Consider the following 14,805-nt stretch of genomic DNA (forward strand, 5'->3'; position numbering starts at 1 on the left):
TCTTTAAGAGGCCCCTTAAGGGAAGTTTATCCAGAGTCAACAACTGATGAAAGGGACCTATTAATTTTTGCTTCTTCATAATGAATTTTTTTAATAGGTGAACAATTCACTCCATTCCGTTTCAAATGCCAAGCCTTCTTTAATGGCAACTTGTTTCGCAATTTCCACTAACTCTCCACTCTGAATCAGTTCGATCGCAGTTTCCATATCCTCGGTCATCACCCGGTCAGAGACCACTGGAGAAATTTTGGTACGAACATGCTCATAAATGGCGGTCATGATCTTTCCTGATTTCATTGGAGCGTGGAAATCCATGGCTTGCGCTGCATAAAACAGTTCCACTCCAAGAATCTTTTCCACATTCCCAATTACCTGAAGTGCTTTTCTTGCCCCGATAGATCCCATACTCACATGATCTTCTTGTCCAAGGGAAGTTGGGATACTGTCCGCACTGGAAGGGAAGCAAAGCCCTTTGTTTTCTGAAGCCAAGGCTGCCGTAGTGTATTGTGGAATCATCAAACCTGAATTCAGGCCTGTTTCTTTTAGAAGTAATTTTGGTACGCCTGGCGTATCTCCTTCTATGGACAAGTAAATTCTTCTATCTGCAATGTTTCCTATTTCGGAAGCTGCCAGACAAGCATAATCCAGAGGTAAGGCAATGGGCTGCCCATGGAAGTTCCCTCCGCTAATCGTATGTGCTGCATTCAGTACAACGGGATTGTCTGTCACGGAATTGATTTCAGTCTCTATGGCATCCCTTAAATGTAACCAGGCATTTCTGGAAGCTCCATGTACCTGGGGCATGCAACGTAATGAATACGGATCTTGGACCCTGGCACAATTCGCATGTGAGTTCACGATCTCTGATTCATGGAGTAGATGTAAAATGGTTTGTGCAGTGTGTTTATTTCCAGGGTAAGGTCTCAATTGATGAAGCTCTGCTGAAAAAGGTTTAATGGACCCCATCAATCCTTCAATCATCATGGCGCCTGTCATATCAGCATGGGTGAGTACATTATGCAATCGATCCACCACTTTCACTCCGAATGCGGCAATAAATTGGGTTCCATTGATGAGAGCCAAACCTTCTTTTGGACCAAGTTGTATGGGGGATAGGTGATAGGATTGAAGGGCTTTTTCAGCTGAAATGATTGCTCCTTTCAAATGAACTTTTCCATATCCAATCAAGGGTAAGAAGAGATGGGAAAGTGGAGCCAGATCTCCTGATGCTCCTACCGAGCCCTGAAGCGGTACCACAGGAATCATATCATTTTCCAACATCCAAAGCATTCGCTCAATAGTAGCCAGCTGGATGCCTGAAAACCCCTGTGAAAGCGCCTGCACCTTCAACACTAGCATCAGTTTGGAAATTTCTACAGGAATGGGTTCCCCGAGTCCTACTGCATGACTTTTCAAAAGGTTTTCCTGAAGAGTTCGGGTATCAGACTCGGAGATCCTGCTGGTACATAGTGGACCAAATCCTGTATTGATCCCATAAACCGCTTTATCTCCCTTTGCAATTTGCTGAACTGCTTCACTGGATTTTATCACTTTGGATTTGGTCTCCTCAGTCAAAATCCCTTTTACCTCTTTTCTTGCGAGTTTTAAAGCTAAAGAAGAAGTAAGCCTATCAATGCCATATCGGAAAGTCTTCATTTCGTATTGGGTTATATTCTAAAGGGTTAGACAAAAATACTTTATTTATATGATAATTATTGATATCATTTTTATCATATATTGATAACTTTGAGTTATCATGGAATTACGACACCTTACTTATTTTAAAGCCGTTGCAGAGGAGCTAAACTTTAGGAAGGCGGCTGAAAAATTATTTATATCCCAACCAGGCTTGAGTAGGCAAATCAAACAATTAGAGGACTTGCTGCAGATCAAATTACTGGAAAGAGATCAAAAGCATGTAAAACTGACTGCTGCCGGGGCCTATTTGAAAGGGGAAGTGGATTTTATTCTAAATCACTTAGAGATTACCAAGAGTCAATTGAAATTGATTGACTCGGGAAAGGTAGGGGAGTTGAGAATCGGCTTTTGGGCTCTGCTTCCAATCGAGTATTACCGGACTTATTGGCCAAAATCAATCAGCATCACCCGCTCATTACCACTAGCTTGGAAGAACTAAGCAATTCGGCTCAAGTGGAGATGATTCAAAAGGATAAGTTGGATTTGGGCTTTGTTAGACTGGCTTCAGTAGCAGAGAATTTGGAAATGAAACCGGTGATGAAAGATTCTTTTTCACTGGTAGTCCCAATTGATCATCCAATTCCCGAAAGCCAATTCAAGTCAATTTCACAGTTTTCGGAAGAATCCTTTATCCTGTTTTCCAGTGATTACAGCAATTTCTATTACGAGCAAATCATTGGGATATGTAAGGATGCAGGCTTTTCTCCTAAAATCCGTCATAAATCTGTACATGCTTTGACTATTTTCAAACTGGTGGAAAATGGATTGGGTATTGCGATAGTTCCTACCTCCCTAAAAGAAGGCTATGATCTAACCGTGAGATTTATGGAAATTCCCAATACAAATCGATATTCAGAACTGTCAGTAATCTGGAAGCCGGGAAATAGAAATCAAGCTTTGAAGCAGGTATTGCCTTTGATTTAAGATTGAGAGTTTAAATAGTTTATCTGGATGGTTTTCTATTTAATGGTGGTATTCAATATTTATTATTTTAGCCCAAATCCAGAATGTCGGGTAAATGTCGGGTGAAAACCGAGCTTATTTCAGCCTATGTCACAACTCAAAAGAAGAAATTGCCATGGTTAATCAAAAATTATTTACAATGAAACAACCAGAACTTGGCAGAAAAATTTCCGAGATAAGGAAGGCGAAAGGACTAACTCAGGAAGAGTTGGTAGAAATGTGTAATCTTAATGTACGGACGATCCAGCGCATTGAAGCAGGTGAAGTGACTCCCAGGAGTTATACAATTAAAGCCTTGTTTGAAGCTTTGGGGATTCAGGAAAACCAAGAGTTTAAAGAAGCAGAAAATGGGAAGGCTGTTCCAACTATTTTGTATTTGGCATTGGCGGGTGGAATTCTATACTTCTTTGCTTCGATTTTTGAAATTTCAATGGAAGGAGAGTACGTAACGGGAGAATATTCTTTTAAAAAATTAGGCTTTATGGCTGCAAAATCTTTATCTATTTTGGGATATGTGGTTTTTGGAATAGGCTGGATTAAAGTTTCTAAACTCTTTCCAAATCAGCTTTTAAAAATCAGCTTTTGGATAATGATTGTAATCTCAGCTGCTTGGTACCTGACAGACATGGTGGCAATAAATTCATCCATCATTGGTTTTGAAGATTATTACTTGGTAAAAATAAGTTCATTCGGCTTTTGTTATGTATTGATGGGATTTGGCTTTATAGCCTATAAAAACTCTTTTTCCTCCATGGGAATGGTGATAGGAGGCCTTACGTTGGTTTCAGGAGTATTTATTTTCTCTTGGATAGGGGCAGTAGTTGGGTTGATCTTTTTATCCTTGGCTGAGCTAGGTCAAATCGGATTGTTGATGTATTTAATTCCAAAAGTGGGAAGAGTTCAGACTCCCACTTTTTCCTTCTGATTTTAAACATTTTATGATAATATTACTTTTAGTATAAAAAGATCATAAACCCAAAATGCCCTCCAGGATGTTTAGATTCCAAAAGTCTCTTTTATTGCTTTTATGTCCTCTTCTTTTCATTGCTTGTTCCAATGGTGATGAGGTAGATGACCAAATCGAAACAATTACCAACTTTGTTCTCGAGGTTGAAAAACTAGGAGATGGAGAAGTCAGAGCGACTTTCTCTGCAGACAATGCAAGTTTCTTTAGAGTGAACTTTGGAACTTCTGGTGAAGTACCAAAAAGGGTAGATGGAAATACCGCAAACTTTACGTACACTGAAAAAGGTGATTATAACATCACTGTTTATGCTCATACCACAGAGTCAAATTTCGTAGTCAATACCAAGACGATCAATATGAATGCTGCTTCTTTGGGATTGGGTCCGGATACGGGGTATACTAGTCCAGATTCTTATGAAGGGTTTAAACTTGTTTGGTCTGATGAATTTAATGGGACTACCATTTCAGATGATTGGACGTTTGAATTGGGAGATGGATGTCCTGACTTGTGTGGATGGGGTAACGAAGAGCTTGAATATTACAAAAAGGAAAATACCTCACTGGAAGACGGTAAATTGGTGATTACTGCAAAAAATGAAAATGCCGGATCAAAGAATTATACCTCTTCTCGATTGATCACCAAAGGTAAGCAGTCTTTTACTTACGGGAGGATTGATATTCGAGCTTTACTTCCAAAAGGCCAAGGATTGTGGCCAGCACTATGGATGTTGGGTGAAAATATTGATGAGGTAAGTTGGCCAAAATGTGGTGAAATAGATATCATGGAAATGGTGGGAGGTTCTACTGAGGACCGTGACCGAACAGTTCATGGAACCGTGCATTGGGACAATAATGGATCCTATGCGAATTATGGAGGAAGCACCAAACTTTCAACGGGGATATTCAATGATGAATACCATGTTTTTTCAATTATTTGGGATCAAGAGGAAATCATTTGGTTATTGGATGGTGAACAATACCATGTGATTGACATTACTCCTGCAGGATTGGATGAATTCCATAAACCAATGTATTTCATTTTCAATGTAGCAGTGGGAGGTATTTGGCCTGGAAGACCAGATGGAACCACCGTTTTTCCCCAAGAAATGAAAGTCGATTACATCCGGGTTTTCCAAGAAGAGTAAGACCTCATCGTCATTCCATTAAAGATTTGGAGATTTGATCTTTAATTGCTTTCAATAAGCGTGTGTTATGCTTGCTTTCTGTTTCAATCTCTACTATTTTCGGATGTAAAGATTCCTCGTAAAAATCTATTAATGTAGCATCTAGTTCTTCGGCATTTACCACTTTGGTATAGAAGAATCCAAATTCTGTTGCTAAATGTTGAGCGGATAATTTTTGTTTAGTTTCAAAAATTCCTCTAATTCAGGTTGCTCATTAGGACCTTTGATGATCCTAAATATTCCTCCTCCATGATTATTAAGCAGGATAATTCTTAGGTTGGGCATGGCATAATTATGCCAGAAAGCATTACGATCATAGAAGAACGCCAAATCCCCAGTTACCAACGTAACCAGCTCTTTCGTGGTGAATGTACAGCCTACCGCAGTAGAACTTGATCCATCAATGCCACTGGTTCCACGATTACAACAAACTTCCTGTTCTCTTGCTCCCAGAAAATTTAGATAACGGACAGACATGCTATTTGCAGCATGTATTTTGGATAGCTTTGGAATAGCTTGGAGTGCTGCATGAAGGGCGGAGTATTCGCCAAAACCCACTCGGTTAAGTACTTTTGGCAATTCATTTTTAACCTTTAACTCAAATGAATGCCAAGCTTGATAAAATTCAAGGTTTTGGGGTTGCAAATTCTCAGTAAGCCATTTGAAGAAGGCTTTTGGATGAGTGGGCAGAATGCGGGTAAGCCGTTGAAAGGTGTCTTTTGCATTTCCATCTTCTTGAATATGCCAATGGGAAGCTTTTGTTGATCTTAAGAAGAGCTTTAGCGCTTTGGAAATAATGGACTTCCCAAAGCTAATAATCAGATCAGGCTCGAGATTGCTGCTTAGTTGAGGGATGCCTAACCAGTGATCATGGAAGGTGATACTTTTATCGGATTGCATATTCCCGATGCAATCGGAAATAAAAACTACCTGATGTCTGTCTGATAAAGAATTGAGGAGAGTTAGAATTTCCAGATTGGGTCTCTGTTGACCTACAATGACAAGTATTCTGTGGACACCATCTAAGCGATTTTTGAGTTTTGCAAAAGATTCATCTGATAGCTGCACATTGCTGGAATGCTGGTTGAAAATACAAGGTTTCTCAGGAAATTGGATAGATTCCCCATCAGTAGGATAAAAAGGCTCCTTTAGAGGGATATTGAGGTGAACAGGACCGCAAGGAAATTTTTTGGAAAGGTTGATTGCTTCATTACTCAACCTCGCAGCTAGCCAGGAATCATCTTCTGTTCCAATTGAATTTGGGAATTGGAAACTTCCTTTCACATGGTTTCCATAAACTCCCTCTTGGAATATTGTTTGGCCGTCGTATTGATCAATCCATTCATTGGGTCGATCAGCAGTGATGACGAGCAAAGGAATTTTTGAAAATAGGCTTCAGCGATAGCAGGGAAATAATTCAAGGCGGCAGAACCACTGGTACATACCAAAGCCACAGGTTCTTCTAATTGTTGTGCCATTCCTAATGCAATAAATGCCGCTGAACGTTCATCAGAGATCGTCCTCGTATGAATATCCGGATGACGTGCAAAAGCCAAAGTAAGAGGGGCACATCTGGATCCAGGAGACAAGATGACATTCTTGATTCCTTTTTTAGCACAAATAGCCACCAATTCGATAATATGAGAGAGGATCAAGCTGTTGGATTTTGGATAAATTTCCCAATGATTTCACACTTATACTCAGTTTCTTCCCATTCATTTTCAGGAACTGAATCTTCAGTAACCCCTGCTCCAGAATATAAAATCGCTTTATTGCTAAAAAGAGAGGCAGTACGAAGATTGACAAAAACCGAAGTTTGTCCTTGAACATTGACCGGTCCTAGGAATCCTGCATAGAAAGAGCGATCAAAATCCTCATATTCCTGCAAAAAGTCATGAGCTTCTTTTCTTGGCATACCACAAACTGCTGAAGTGGGGTGTAGTAAATTGAGCATGATGGAACCAAGCTCCGGAAAGCCAGTTGCTTCCATGTCTATTCTAAAGTCTGTCTTGAGATGTAATAAATCTCCTGCTACGACGGTTTTAGGACCGTGTTCCTCGTATTCTCTAAGTCGTATCTTCTTAAAACAAGAAACTATATATCTGCTCACTAATGCTTGCTCCTCAATCTCTTTTTGCGTCCAAGCTACAGATTTAAGTGGGTTGTCCCCAGTTGCTTTTTGGGTCCCAGCCAAGGACATGGTATAAAAGATATCACCTTTGGTTTCAATTAATACCTCTGGAGAAGCACCCATCCAAGTTCCTAAATGTGGAATGTGGAAAAAGTTTATCAGTGCATTGGGATAGGAATTCATCAAGCTCAGGAGAGTGCAAGCTAGGTTGAAATCCTCCGGGATATCAATGGTCTTAGTTCTAGCCGGAACGACCTTTTCCAGTTTATTTTCTTTCACGGCCTCTATCCCTCGTTCTACAAGTTGGAGAAAATGGGATTTATCTTCACTGATTCCTGAAGTAATAATTTTGTTATTGATGGTTTGATCAAAAAGTAGTTTTCGAAGCTCTGCGTCATTGAGTTTTTGTTGGTCTTCCAGTTGGATTTTTGCCCATTCTGGTAAGTCTTCAGGTATAAATTCCTGGTCTAGTTCAAAGCTGAAATACCGATTCGCCTTGATGTAATATGCTTTTTTATCCTCTTGATCTGCAAAGGGATGAACGATAAACCCAGGGGCAATCCTTCTAGGTTTAATTCTACTTTCTGAGGAGACGCGGTTTCATCCAATACCATTTCCAGTTTTTTGGATTTTGGTTTTCTCCAAATAGCAAAAGATCCTCCGGAAGTTAATCCAAGCTGCAATAAAAGCTGAATAATTTCTGTTTGGGTATGATTATATGAAACCTCAGTATTCATTATTTTCTATCTAAAATAGCCATGGTAATTCGACTGATGCAGCAAAGCTGGTTTTTCTCATTTCGGATTTTTATTTCCCAAACCTGTGTGCTTTTACCCAAATGTATGGGACTTGCTGTACCCGTTACAAAACCGTCTTTCACAGATTTTAAATGATTGGCATTTATTTCCAAGCCCACGCAAAACTGCTTTTCCGAATCTAATGTGAGGGAACTTGATATACTTCCCAAAGTTTCGGCAAGTACCACATTAGCTCCTCCATGCAACAAACCCATGGGTTGTTTTGTTCGGTGATCTACGGGCATTTTGGCAGAAATAGTATCTTCTGTAGCATTCGTGAAAAATATTCCCAAATACTCTACCATGGTATTTTCAATTTGTTTATTGAGTTGATCAAGGGAAGGCTTTCGCTTAAATACCATGAAAATTAAAGTAAATGAGTTTTCTTTGGGGGAAGACAAAAATAGAGAATCTTGAATCGAAAAAAAATTTACTTAGTTAGGCACGGGCAAACTGATTTTAATTTGAGGGGTGTTGTCCAGGGAAGTGGGATAGATGCAGATATCAATGAAACAGGTAGAGCTCAGGGAAAGATGTTTTTTGAGGCATATAAAGATGTTCCTTTTGATCGGGTATACCATACTGCCTTGATTCGAACCAAGCAATCAATTCAAAAATTTATAGATCTGGGAATTCCGGCTACCACCTTACCGGAGTTGAATGAAATCTCTTGGGGTGACTATGAAGGAACTCCAATGACTACGGAAGAGAATCAATACTATGAACACATGCTCAACCAATGGAGGGTAGGTAATTTGGATTATGCCATTGCGGGTGGCGAAAGTCCAAACATTGTGGCAGCTAGAATGATCAAAGGAATTGAAAGAATAATTGCAGACCCTGGAGAAAACGTGTTAGTATGTATGCACGGAAGGGCGATGAGAATATTTTTAAGTCTGATCTTAAAGGAAGATTTGAAAAATATGGATCAGTTCGAGCATCAAAACCTTTGTCTCTATTTACTGGAGGAAAAGGAAAATGGGGAGTTTGAACTAGTAAAGAGGAATGATGTAAAACATCTTAAAGCTTAGTATCTGCTTTAGCAAGTTTACCATTCTTTTTGAGCTGCTGGGCTTCCTCATATTCTGAAATGAAGCTTTGCAGTTCTTCTTTCCCTTCCGTCAAATCAAAAAGCCGAAAAGCGATTTCCTGAAGTTGCATTTCCTGGCCCTCTCCAATTTCCACAATAAAACTTCCCAGGCTGCATTCATCAATTTCACTGCTTGGGACTTCAATCACCAAAGTGAGGTCAGAATTCCCCGAATAGGTTTTTGTTTTAAAAGCATCAGAAAATTGATCCTCAATCTTTTGGATAGAAGTTTTTAGTGATTTAAGCTCTTTTTGTTTGAAAATCACCATAAATGTCTTCGGATCATCACTTTTTGCAAAGGATGAGAGAGACATAAACATGATAATTAGTAGGGTTCCTAAACTTCTCATACCTTCCAAGATACTAAAATAATGCCTGAAGAAACAAGAGCTTGGGTCTAAAAAAATAAAAACCCCGAAAATGAATTTATTTCCGGGGTTTCTTTTATTTCAATCTGTGATTTAAGAAGCTTTAGATCTCTTCTTTTTCACTGGTGTTGGTTCTTCGATCTCATCCTCTACTCCGGCTAAGATTCTACCACAGTGCTCACACACGATTAATTTTTTCTTTTCTCTGATGTCAGCTTGTCTTTGAGGGGGAACTGTATTGAAACAGCCTCCGCATGCACCTCTTTTTACGAGCACTACTGCTAATCCATTTTTTGCATTGGCTCTGATCTTATTGTAAGATTTAACCAAACGCTCATCCACTTTCTTCAAAGCTTTTTCTCTATCCGCATTTAATTTTGCTTCCTCGGATTCACTTTCAGAAATAATGGTGGATAATTCGCTGTTTTTCTGATCAAGATCTTTTTGGCGATCTTTCATCACTGCAGTAAGTTCTTCAAGATCAACTTTCTTTTGATCAATTTTCACTCCTGCTTCAGCGATTTTTTCTTTGAAACCTGAATTTCCAAGTCTTGCAATTCCAGCTCCTTGGTGATGGCATCATACTCACGGTTGTTACGCACATTCATCTGTTGCTCCTGATACTTCTTGATCAGTTTTTCAGATTCTTTAATGCTGTCCTTGAGTTGTTTGATTTCCTCGTCGTATGCTTCAATCTCGGCTTTAAACTTTTCCAAACGGGTTTCATAACCAGCAATCTCGTCTTCCAGGTCTTGAACTTCCTCAGGTAGAGCGCCTCTTACCTTGATAAGAGCATCAAGTCTTGAATCAATAAGTTGAAGGTTATGTATAGCCTCGAGTTTTTGTGCTACTGTACTTTCCATGTACTATCGGTAGGATGTGGGATTTGTAACTACTTTCGTCAAATAGAGTGCAATATTAGGAAAATTTTGTGACAATAGCTCTCCTAGTAATTCTTTTGTGAAAATTTCACTCTCATAGTGTCCAATATCACAGAGGATTAATTGCCCTTCTGTATCAAAAAACTCATGGTATTTGACATCAGAAGTGATAAATAGGTCCGCATTGGCCCTTTTTGCCTGATTTAAAAAAAAAATTCCAGCTCCACCGCATACGGCAACTTTTTTTATTTCCTTCTGAAGAAAGGAGGTGTGTTTGACCACCTTCAGGTCCATTTTTTCTTTCAAATAATCTAAAAAGTCAGTTTCTTCCATAGGTTCCGGCAACTCCCCAACCATACCTGCTCCCACATCCTGATGCTCATTCTCTATACTGGTCAAGTAATAGGCAACTTCCTCATATGGGTGACTGGATTTTAGCTGGCCTAGAACTTTTCCGATTAAATGATTTGAAACCAGTACTTCCACTTTTACTTCCTCCAAGGTTTCGGGTTTTCCTTGTTTTCCGATTGTAGGATTGGCTTTGGAAGAAGGAGTAAACGTTCCAGTTCCTTCTGTTTGAAAAGAACAATCTGAATATTCCCCAATTTTTCCAGCTCCGGCTTGATAAATGGCTTTCAAGACTTGCTCTTTTTCAGCACTGGGCACGAAGAATTCCAACTTGCTCAATAATTGTTTTTTAGGCAGGAGAATCCTGGTGTTGATCAATCCAAGTCGGTCACAGATTCTCTTATTGACCCCGTTGGAGACATGATCCAAATTGGTATGGATTGCAAAAATTGCGATGTCATTTTTGATGGCTTTGATGACCGTTCGCTCCACATAGTTTCTTCCTGTAAAGCTCTTTAACCCTTTGAAAACAATAGGGTGATGGGCAACAATTAAATTGGCTCCCAAGGATATTGCCTCATCCACTACCTCCTCAGTACAGTCTAAAGAGCAAATCACCCCCGTCACTAGATCGTTTCGATTACCCGTAATCAAGGAGGCGTTATCGTAAGATTCTTGGTAAGAGGGCGGAGCATAAGATTCTAGCCATGAAATCAATTCTCCAATCTTGTATCCCATAATTTTTATGTTTATTTGGTCAAAAATAGTAAAACTTAGGAATGCGCCCTTACGCTTTTTTGCTTTATCCATTTGCCTTGCTTTATGACCTTATCACCAGGATTCGGAATACGTTTTTTGATTGGGGATGGCTTAAAAGTCGTCGATCTCCCATCTCAAGTATTTTGGTGGGAAATCTCCGAGTAGGGGGAACGGGGAAAACACCCATGGTGGAATACCTAATTGAATATCTAAAGGCCAAAAAGAATAGTGCTACCTTAAGCAGAGGCTATGGAAGAAAAACGCAAGGTTTTTTGCAGGCATCGGTTGATTTAACTCCATCTGATATTGGAGATGAGCCATTTCAGATTTATGAAAAATATGGGAATGATATCTCTGTTTTTGTAGGGGAGGATCGAGTTGAAGCAGCCTTTCAAATCGCAGAAAAACAACCAAATACAGAAGTATTGCTTCTGGATGATGCATTTCAGCATCGATCATTTCGGGCTGATTTGAATATTCTTTTGACTACCTATGATCAGCCGTTTTTCTCTGATTTTTTACTTCCGATGGGGAGGTTGAGAGAAAGTAGGTCTGGAGCTAAACGCGCCAATCTAATTGTGGTCACCAAATCTCCAAGAGGATTGGATGCTCAAGAAAGAGGTAGGGTTAAAAAGAAAATCATACCCTATAACCCAAGTGCTCCCATTTTATTTAGTTCGATTGGTTACGGGCAACCTGTGACACTTCAACCTGAGCATAAGTTTTCGGATTCGGTGATATTAGTAAGCGGGATATCGGATGATTCGCAGTTGAAATCCTTTGTGTCCAACAATTATGATTTACTAGAAACGCTTAATTACCCAGATCATCATGATTACAAACAAGAAGATTTTGAACGGATGAAACAGGTTTACCAGCAATATGCTTCCAAAAAACCAGTGTTGATCACCACCGAAAAGGATGCAGTAAAAGTTAAATCTTCTTGTCCAGCAGGATTTCTAAGAGAAATTCCGATTTTTGTCCTGCCAATCCAGGTGGTTTTTTCACCTGAAGATGAGCAGATACTAAAAAGTTTTATCGATCAGGTAATTCTTTAAAAGAAAAAGATTAGGTGAAAATCAGGGTTTTCGGTTTACTTATATTGTTGATAATTGGGCTTTCCACAAAGTTGATGGCTCAGCGTCCAGTGACTACCAATCCTAACCAGCAAAGGACAAGGGAATTGGTTGATCCTCAAGAGGAAGAGGAAGAGACAGATGGAAGGAGACCTTTGTTGGATGATAGCACCAAACAGGTATACGGGCCTAAAACCAGCCTTTATTTTTCGAAAAAGACATCAAGAGAAACAACTTAATTCTTTATCCCCAAGACACCTCGTTGACCAATTTTCATAACTATGATCCAGTGTCAAAAGGAGGGTGGAAATATCAGGACCTAGGAAATATAGGAAGTGCTTCTCAACCAGTTTTTTATCAGATACCGGAATTAATTGGGACAAGATCAGGGTACTCAGCCTACGATTTGTATTACCGAAACCCCGAAAATTATAAATACTTCGATACCAAATCCCCTTTCACTGAAATGTCCGCATTTTTCGGAGGAGGGCATCGGAATATGCTGGATTTGGCTTTTGCCAGAAACATTAATCCACGCTGGAATGTGGGGTTTGAGTTTCATACCATTAAAGCCCGAAAAACGCTCAATCCAGTTGCAAGAGATGACAATATGGTGGATCAGACCTCCTATTCCTTGCATACCAACTATCGATCAGAAAACGGGAAGTACTGGTTCCTTGGAAATTTTTCCAGGATGAAACATAAAGTGAATGAAATAGGAGGTATCATACCTCCGGAAGTGGATAGTACTTCTATTTACTTCACCTATGAAGATGCCAAAGTGTGGTTAAGAAATTCACAAGCGAGGGACTTGAGACAGGATTATCATTTTTACCATGAGTATAAGGTCCAGGATGGTTTGCAGATTTATCATGTGTTTGACAAGAAAAGTCAAGACATGACTTTTGAATCTGATCTGACTACCTCGGATTCCCTGTTTTATCCGAAAACAAGATTCAATCAGCCCGATACAACCAGGAATTTCAATGAATTTTCGGAGTGGAGAAATGAAGTCGGGTTTAAAGGGACCTTTGGAGGCTTTTTTTACAATGCCTATGGGAAGTTTAGGGCAGGTAGGATGAAAAATAAGTTTTTTGAGGAGGATGATAAATTCAATGAGGTTTACTTAGGTGGGCAATTAGTAGGTAAAATTTCCGACCAATGGTCTTTGACTGCTGACGGAGAATATTTACTGCCAGGGGCATATAAACTCCATGGGTTATTTGTTTCTCCTTGGATAGAACTGGAATATACCAAAGCTTTATACAAGCCTACATCGGTTCAGCAGGTGTACATGGGGAATCATTATCAATGGGAAAATGATTTTGATAATACTGGGGTGGATCAAATCAAAGGGAAATTGATTATCAATTTTGATAAGATCAGGTTAAGACCCAGTCTGACCATCAACAGAGTTAATAATTACATTTATTTCAATGAGGATAGGGTGGCCACTCAAAATAATGGAGAGGCATTTATGTTAATGCCTGGATTGGTGGCCAATTTCCAAATTGGAAAGAAATTCAGATGGGATAATGAATTGGTATTCACCCAGATTTCAGGAGCTGGAAGTGATGCTTTTAGAATACCGAAGTTTTATGCCAATAGTAAATTCTATTTTGATAGTCCTGCGTTTGATGAACACGTATTTATTCAGTTTGGGATTGATGTTCGATACAAGTCTGACTATTTTGCGGATGCTTACTTTCCTTCTACACAACAGTTCTACCTACAGAATTCATTCAATGTATATGCTTATCCAGTAGCGGATATATTTTTGAATTTTAGAATTAACAGAACCCGGGTATTGTTGAAATACAATCATCTTAATAGTGGTTTGATGAGCCAGGAAGGGTATTTTGTTACCCCTGATTATACTGGATATAAATCATTTATTGACTTGGGAATCACTTGGTATTTATTTGACTAATTATGAGTTGGGAAGAAAGCACCAGAGAGAAAATGCTTCATTTGAAGTTGCCAACTGATCCTCGTTGGGTCAACATTGCGGAAATGCAGATTGAAGACATATTGACGGATCATGCCTATTGCGGACAGAAGGCTGCTTCCTCCTGTATCAGTTTGATTTTGAGATTTTTTGATTTGCCTGAACTAGTGGATACTTTGACTCCAATAGTTTCCGAGGAATGGGGCCATTTTGAGCGTGTCATGGACCAAATTCGTAAAAGAGGGTTGAAATTCGGAGAGCCACGGAAAGATGAATATGTCACCCGTCTTCAAGGTTTTGTCAAGAAAGGAGGCAATCGATGGCAGCAACTTACAGAAGTATTGTTGTTGAATGCATTAATTGAAGCCAGAAGTTGTGAGCGTTTTAAGTTATTGTCCAAGAATATTGAAGATTCGGAGCTTCAAAGTTTTTATTATGAACTTATGATTTCTGAGGCAGGACATTATGTGACTTTCATTGAACTGGCTAGAAAATACCAAGATCCCGAAAAGGTAAATACTCGCTGGCAGGAATGGTTGACATTTGAGGCGGAGGTGTTGAAAGAATTGGGGATTAGAGGAGATCGAATGCATTGA

Annotated in this window: 17 protein-coding genes and 1 pseudogene; 9 read left to right on the forward strand and 9 right to left on the reverse strand. The window is 39.4% G+C overall.

Annotation, left to right across the window (positions count from 1 at the left end; translation table 11 throughout):
* Window positions 1-90: 90 nt before the first annotated feature.
* Window positions 91-1,656 carry a histidine ammonia-lyase gene (hutH, locus tag V8V91_RS24795; protein WP_373397733.1) on the reverse strand — a complete coding sequence of 522 codons (1,566 nt, stop codon included), beginning with the start codon at window positions 1,654-1,656 and terminating at the stop codon, window positions 91-93.
* 100 nt (window positions 1,657-1,756) lie between these two features.
* Here hutH and V8V91_RS24800 point away from each other — a divergent pair, with 100 nt between their 5' ends.
* The 4 genes from V8V91_RS24800 (at window position 1,757) to V8V91_RS24815 (ending at window position 4,772) form a co-directional block, all read left to right on the forward strand.
* A complete protein-coding gene (locus tag V8V91_RS24800; protein ID WP_373397735.1) occupies window positions 1,757-2,137 on the forward strand; it encodes a LysR family transcriptional regulator in 381 nt (126 codons plus the stop codon).
* Window positions 2,083-2,622, forward strand: a complete 540-nt coding sequence (locus V8V91_RS24805) for a LysR substrate-binding domain-containing protein (RefSeq protein WP_373397736.1) — start codon at window positions 2,083-2,085, stop codon at window positions 2,620-2,622. The genes V8V91_RS24800 and V8V91_RS24805 overlap by 55 nt, the downstream gene beginning before the upstream one ends.
* 178 nt (window positions 2,623-2,800) lie before the next feature.
* A complete protein-coding gene (locus V8V91_RS24810) occupies window positions 2,801-3,586 on the forward strand; it encodes a helix-turn-helix domain-containing protein (protein WP_373397737.1) in 786 nt (261 codons plus the stop codon).
* A 67-nt stretch (window positions 3,587-3,653) separates the two neighbouring features.
* Window positions 3,654-4,772: a family 16 glycosylhydrolase gene (locus V8V91_RS24815; protein ID WP_373397738.1), complete on the forward strand. Its 1,119-nt coding sequence runs from the start codon at window positions 3,654-3,656 to the stop codon at window positions 4,770-4,772.
* Window positions 4,773-4,964: 192 nt separating this feature from the next.
* Here V8V91_RS24815 and menD read toward each other — a convergent pair whose 3' ends face one another.
* The 5 genes from menD to V8V91_RS24840 all read right to left on the reverse strand — a co-directional run bounded on the left by menD (window position 4,965) and on the right by V8V91_RS24840 (window position 8,101).
* Window positions 4,965-6,185, reverse strand: coding sequence for a 2-succinyl-5-enolpyruvyl-6-hydroxy-3-cyclohexene-1-carboxylate synthase (gene menD / locus V8V91_RS24820; protein WP_373397739.1), 1,221 nt, complete (start codon window positions 6,183-6,185; stop codon window positions 4,965-4,967).
* Window positions 6,092-6,466, reverse strand: a complete 375-nt coding sequence (locus V8V91_RS24825; protein WP_373397740.1) for a thiamine pyrophosphate-binding protein — start codon at window positions 6,464-6,466, stop codon at window positions 6,092-6,094. Before V8V91_RS24825 ends, menD begins: the two co-directional genes overlap by 94 nt.
* The gene (locus V8V91_RS24830; protein ID WP_373397741.1) at window positions 6,463-7,221 is read right to left on the reverse strand and encodes a chorismate-binding protein; all 759 of its coding nucleotides are present in this window, start codon (window positions 7,219-7,221) and stop codon (window positions 6,463-6,465) included. The genes V8V91_RS24825 and V8V91_RS24830 overlap by 4 nt, the downstream gene beginning before the upstream one ends.
* 188 nt (window positions 7,222-7,409) lie before the next feature.
* Window positions 7,410-7,679 carry a hypothetical protein gene (locus tag V8V91_RS24835; protein ID WP_373397742.1) on the reverse strand — a complete coding sequence of 90 codons (270 nt, stop codon included), beginning with the start codon at window positions 7,677-7,679 and terminating at the stop codon, window positions 7,410-7,412.
* Complete coding sequence (locus V8V91_RS24840; RefSeq protein ID WP_373400812.1) at window positions 7,679-8,101, reverse strand: hotdog fold thioesterase; 423 nt, start codon at window positions 8,099-8,101, stop codon at window positions 7,679-7,681. Before V8V91_RS24840 ends, V8V91_RS24835 begins: the two co-directional genes overlap by 1 nt.
* A gap of 51 nt (window positions 8,102-8,152) precedes the next feature.
* Here V8V91_RS24840 and V8V91_RS24845 point away from each other — a divergent pair, with 51 nt between their 5' ends.
* On the forward strand, window positions 8,153-8,770 hold the full coding sequence (locus V8V91_RS24845; protein ID WP_373397743.1) for a histidine phosphatase family protein: 618 nt from the start codon (window positions 8,153-8,155) through the stop codon (window positions 8,768-8,770).
* Here the strand turns inward: V8V91_RS24845 and V8V91_RS24850 are convergent.
* The 3 genes and pseudogenes from V8V91_RS24850 to V8V91_RS24860 form a co-directional block, all read right to left on the reverse strand.
* Entirely contained in the window at window positions 8,760-9,143 is a 384-nt protein-coding gene (locus tag V8V91_RS24850) for a hypothetical protein (protein WP_373397744.1), read from the reverse strand. The genes V8V91_RS24845 and V8V91_RS24850 overlap by 11 nt on opposite strands.
* A gap of 147 nt (window positions 9,144-9,290) precedes the next feature.
* A pseudogene (locus V8V91_RS24855) lies at window positions 9,291-10,060 on the reverse strand (zinc ribbon domain-containing protein).
* A gap of 3 nt (window positions 10,061-10,063) precedes the next feature.
* Window positions 10,064-11,164, reverse strand: coding sequence for a Nif3-like dinuclear metal center hexameric protein (locus V8V91_RS24860; protein WP_373397745.1), 1,101 nt, complete (start codon window positions 11,162-11,164; stop codon window positions 10,064-10,066).
* Between the two features lie 41 nt (window positions 11,165-11,205).
* Between V8V91_RS24860 and lpxK the strand changes: the two genes are divergently transcribed.
* The 4 genes from lpxK (at window position 11,206) to V8V91_RS24880 (ending at window position 14,805) form a co-directional block, all read left to right on the forward strand.
* Window positions 11,206-12,243, forward strand: coding sequence for a tetraacyldisaccharide 4'-kinase (lpxK, locus tag V8V91_RS24865; RefSeq protein WP_373397746.1), 1,038 nt, complete (start codon window positions 11,206-11,208; stop codon window positions 12,241-12,243).
* Window positions 12,244-12,317: 74 nt separating this feature from the next.
* A complete protein-coding gene (locus V8V91_RS24870) occupies window positions 12,318-12,500 on the forward strand; it encodes a hypothetical protein (protein ID WP_373397747.1) in 183 nt (60 codons plus the stop codon).
* Between the two features lie 23 nt (window positions 12,501-12,523).
* On the forward strand, window positions 12,524-14,191 hold the full coding sequence (locus V8V91_RS24875; RefSeq protein ID WP_373397748.1) for a putative porin: 1,668 nt from the start codon (window positions 12,524-12,526) through the stop codon (window positions 14,189-14,191).
* Window positions 14,192-14,193: 2 nt separating this feature from the next.
* On the forward strand, window positions 14,194-14,805 hold the full coding sequence (locus V8V91_RS24880) for a tRNA-(ms[2]io[6]A)-hydroxylase (protein WP_373397749.1): 612 nt from the start codon (window positions 14,194-14,196) through the stop codon (window positions 14,803-14,805).

The sequence above is a fragment of the Algoriphagus halophilus genome, from assembly GCF_041729275.1.
Lineage (GTDB): Bacteria > Bacteroidota > Bacteroidia > Cytophagales > Cyclobacteriaceae > Algoriphagus > Algoriphagus halophilus_A.

Bases quoted from the DNA above. Each gene is read 5' to 3' on its own strand.
- hutH (WP_373397733.1), bottom strand. From the start codon at position 1,656: ATGAAGACTTTCCGATATGGCATTGATAGGCTTACTTCTTCTTTAGCT.
- V8V91_RS24800 (WP_373397735.1), top strand. From the start codon at position 1,757: ATGGAATTACGACACCTTACTTATTTTAAAGCCGTTGCAGAGGAGCTA.
- V8V91_RS24810 (WP_373397737.1), top strand. From the start codon at position 2,801: ATGAAACAACCAGAACTTGGCAGAAAAATTTCCGAGATAAGGAAGGCG.
- V8V91_RS24815 (WP_373397738.1), top strand. From the start codon at position 3,654: ATGTTTAGATTCCAAAAGTCTCTTTTATTGCTTTTATGTCCTCTTCTT.
- V8V91_RS24835 (WP_373397742.1), bottom strand. From the start codon at position 7,679: ATGAATACTGAGGTTTCATATAATCATACCCAAACAGAAATTATTCAG.
- V8V91_RS24840 (WP_373400812.1), bottom strand. From the start codon at position 8,101: ATGGTATTTAAGCGAAAGCCTTCCCTTGATCAACTCAATAAACAAATT.
- V8V91_RS24850 (WP_373397744.1), bottom strand. From the start codon at position 9,143: ATGTCTCTCTCATCCTTTGCAAAAAGTGATGATCCGAAGACATTTATG.
- V8V91_RS24860 (WP_373397745.1), bottom strand. From the start codon at position 11,164: ATGGGATACAAGATTGGAGAATTGATTTCATGGCTAGAATCTTATGCT.
- lpxK (WP_373397746.1), top strand. From the start codon at position 11,206: ATGCGCCCTTACGCTTTTTTGCTTTATCCATTTGCCTTGCTTTATGAC.
- V8V91_RS24870 (WP_373397747.1), top strand. From the start codon at position 12,318: ATGGCTCAGCGTCCAGTGACTACCAATCCTAACCAGCAAAGGACAAGG.
- V8V91_RS24880 (WP_373397749.1), top strand. From the start codon at position 14,194: ATGAGTTGGGAAGAAAGCACCAGAGAGAAAATGCTTCATTTGAAGTTG.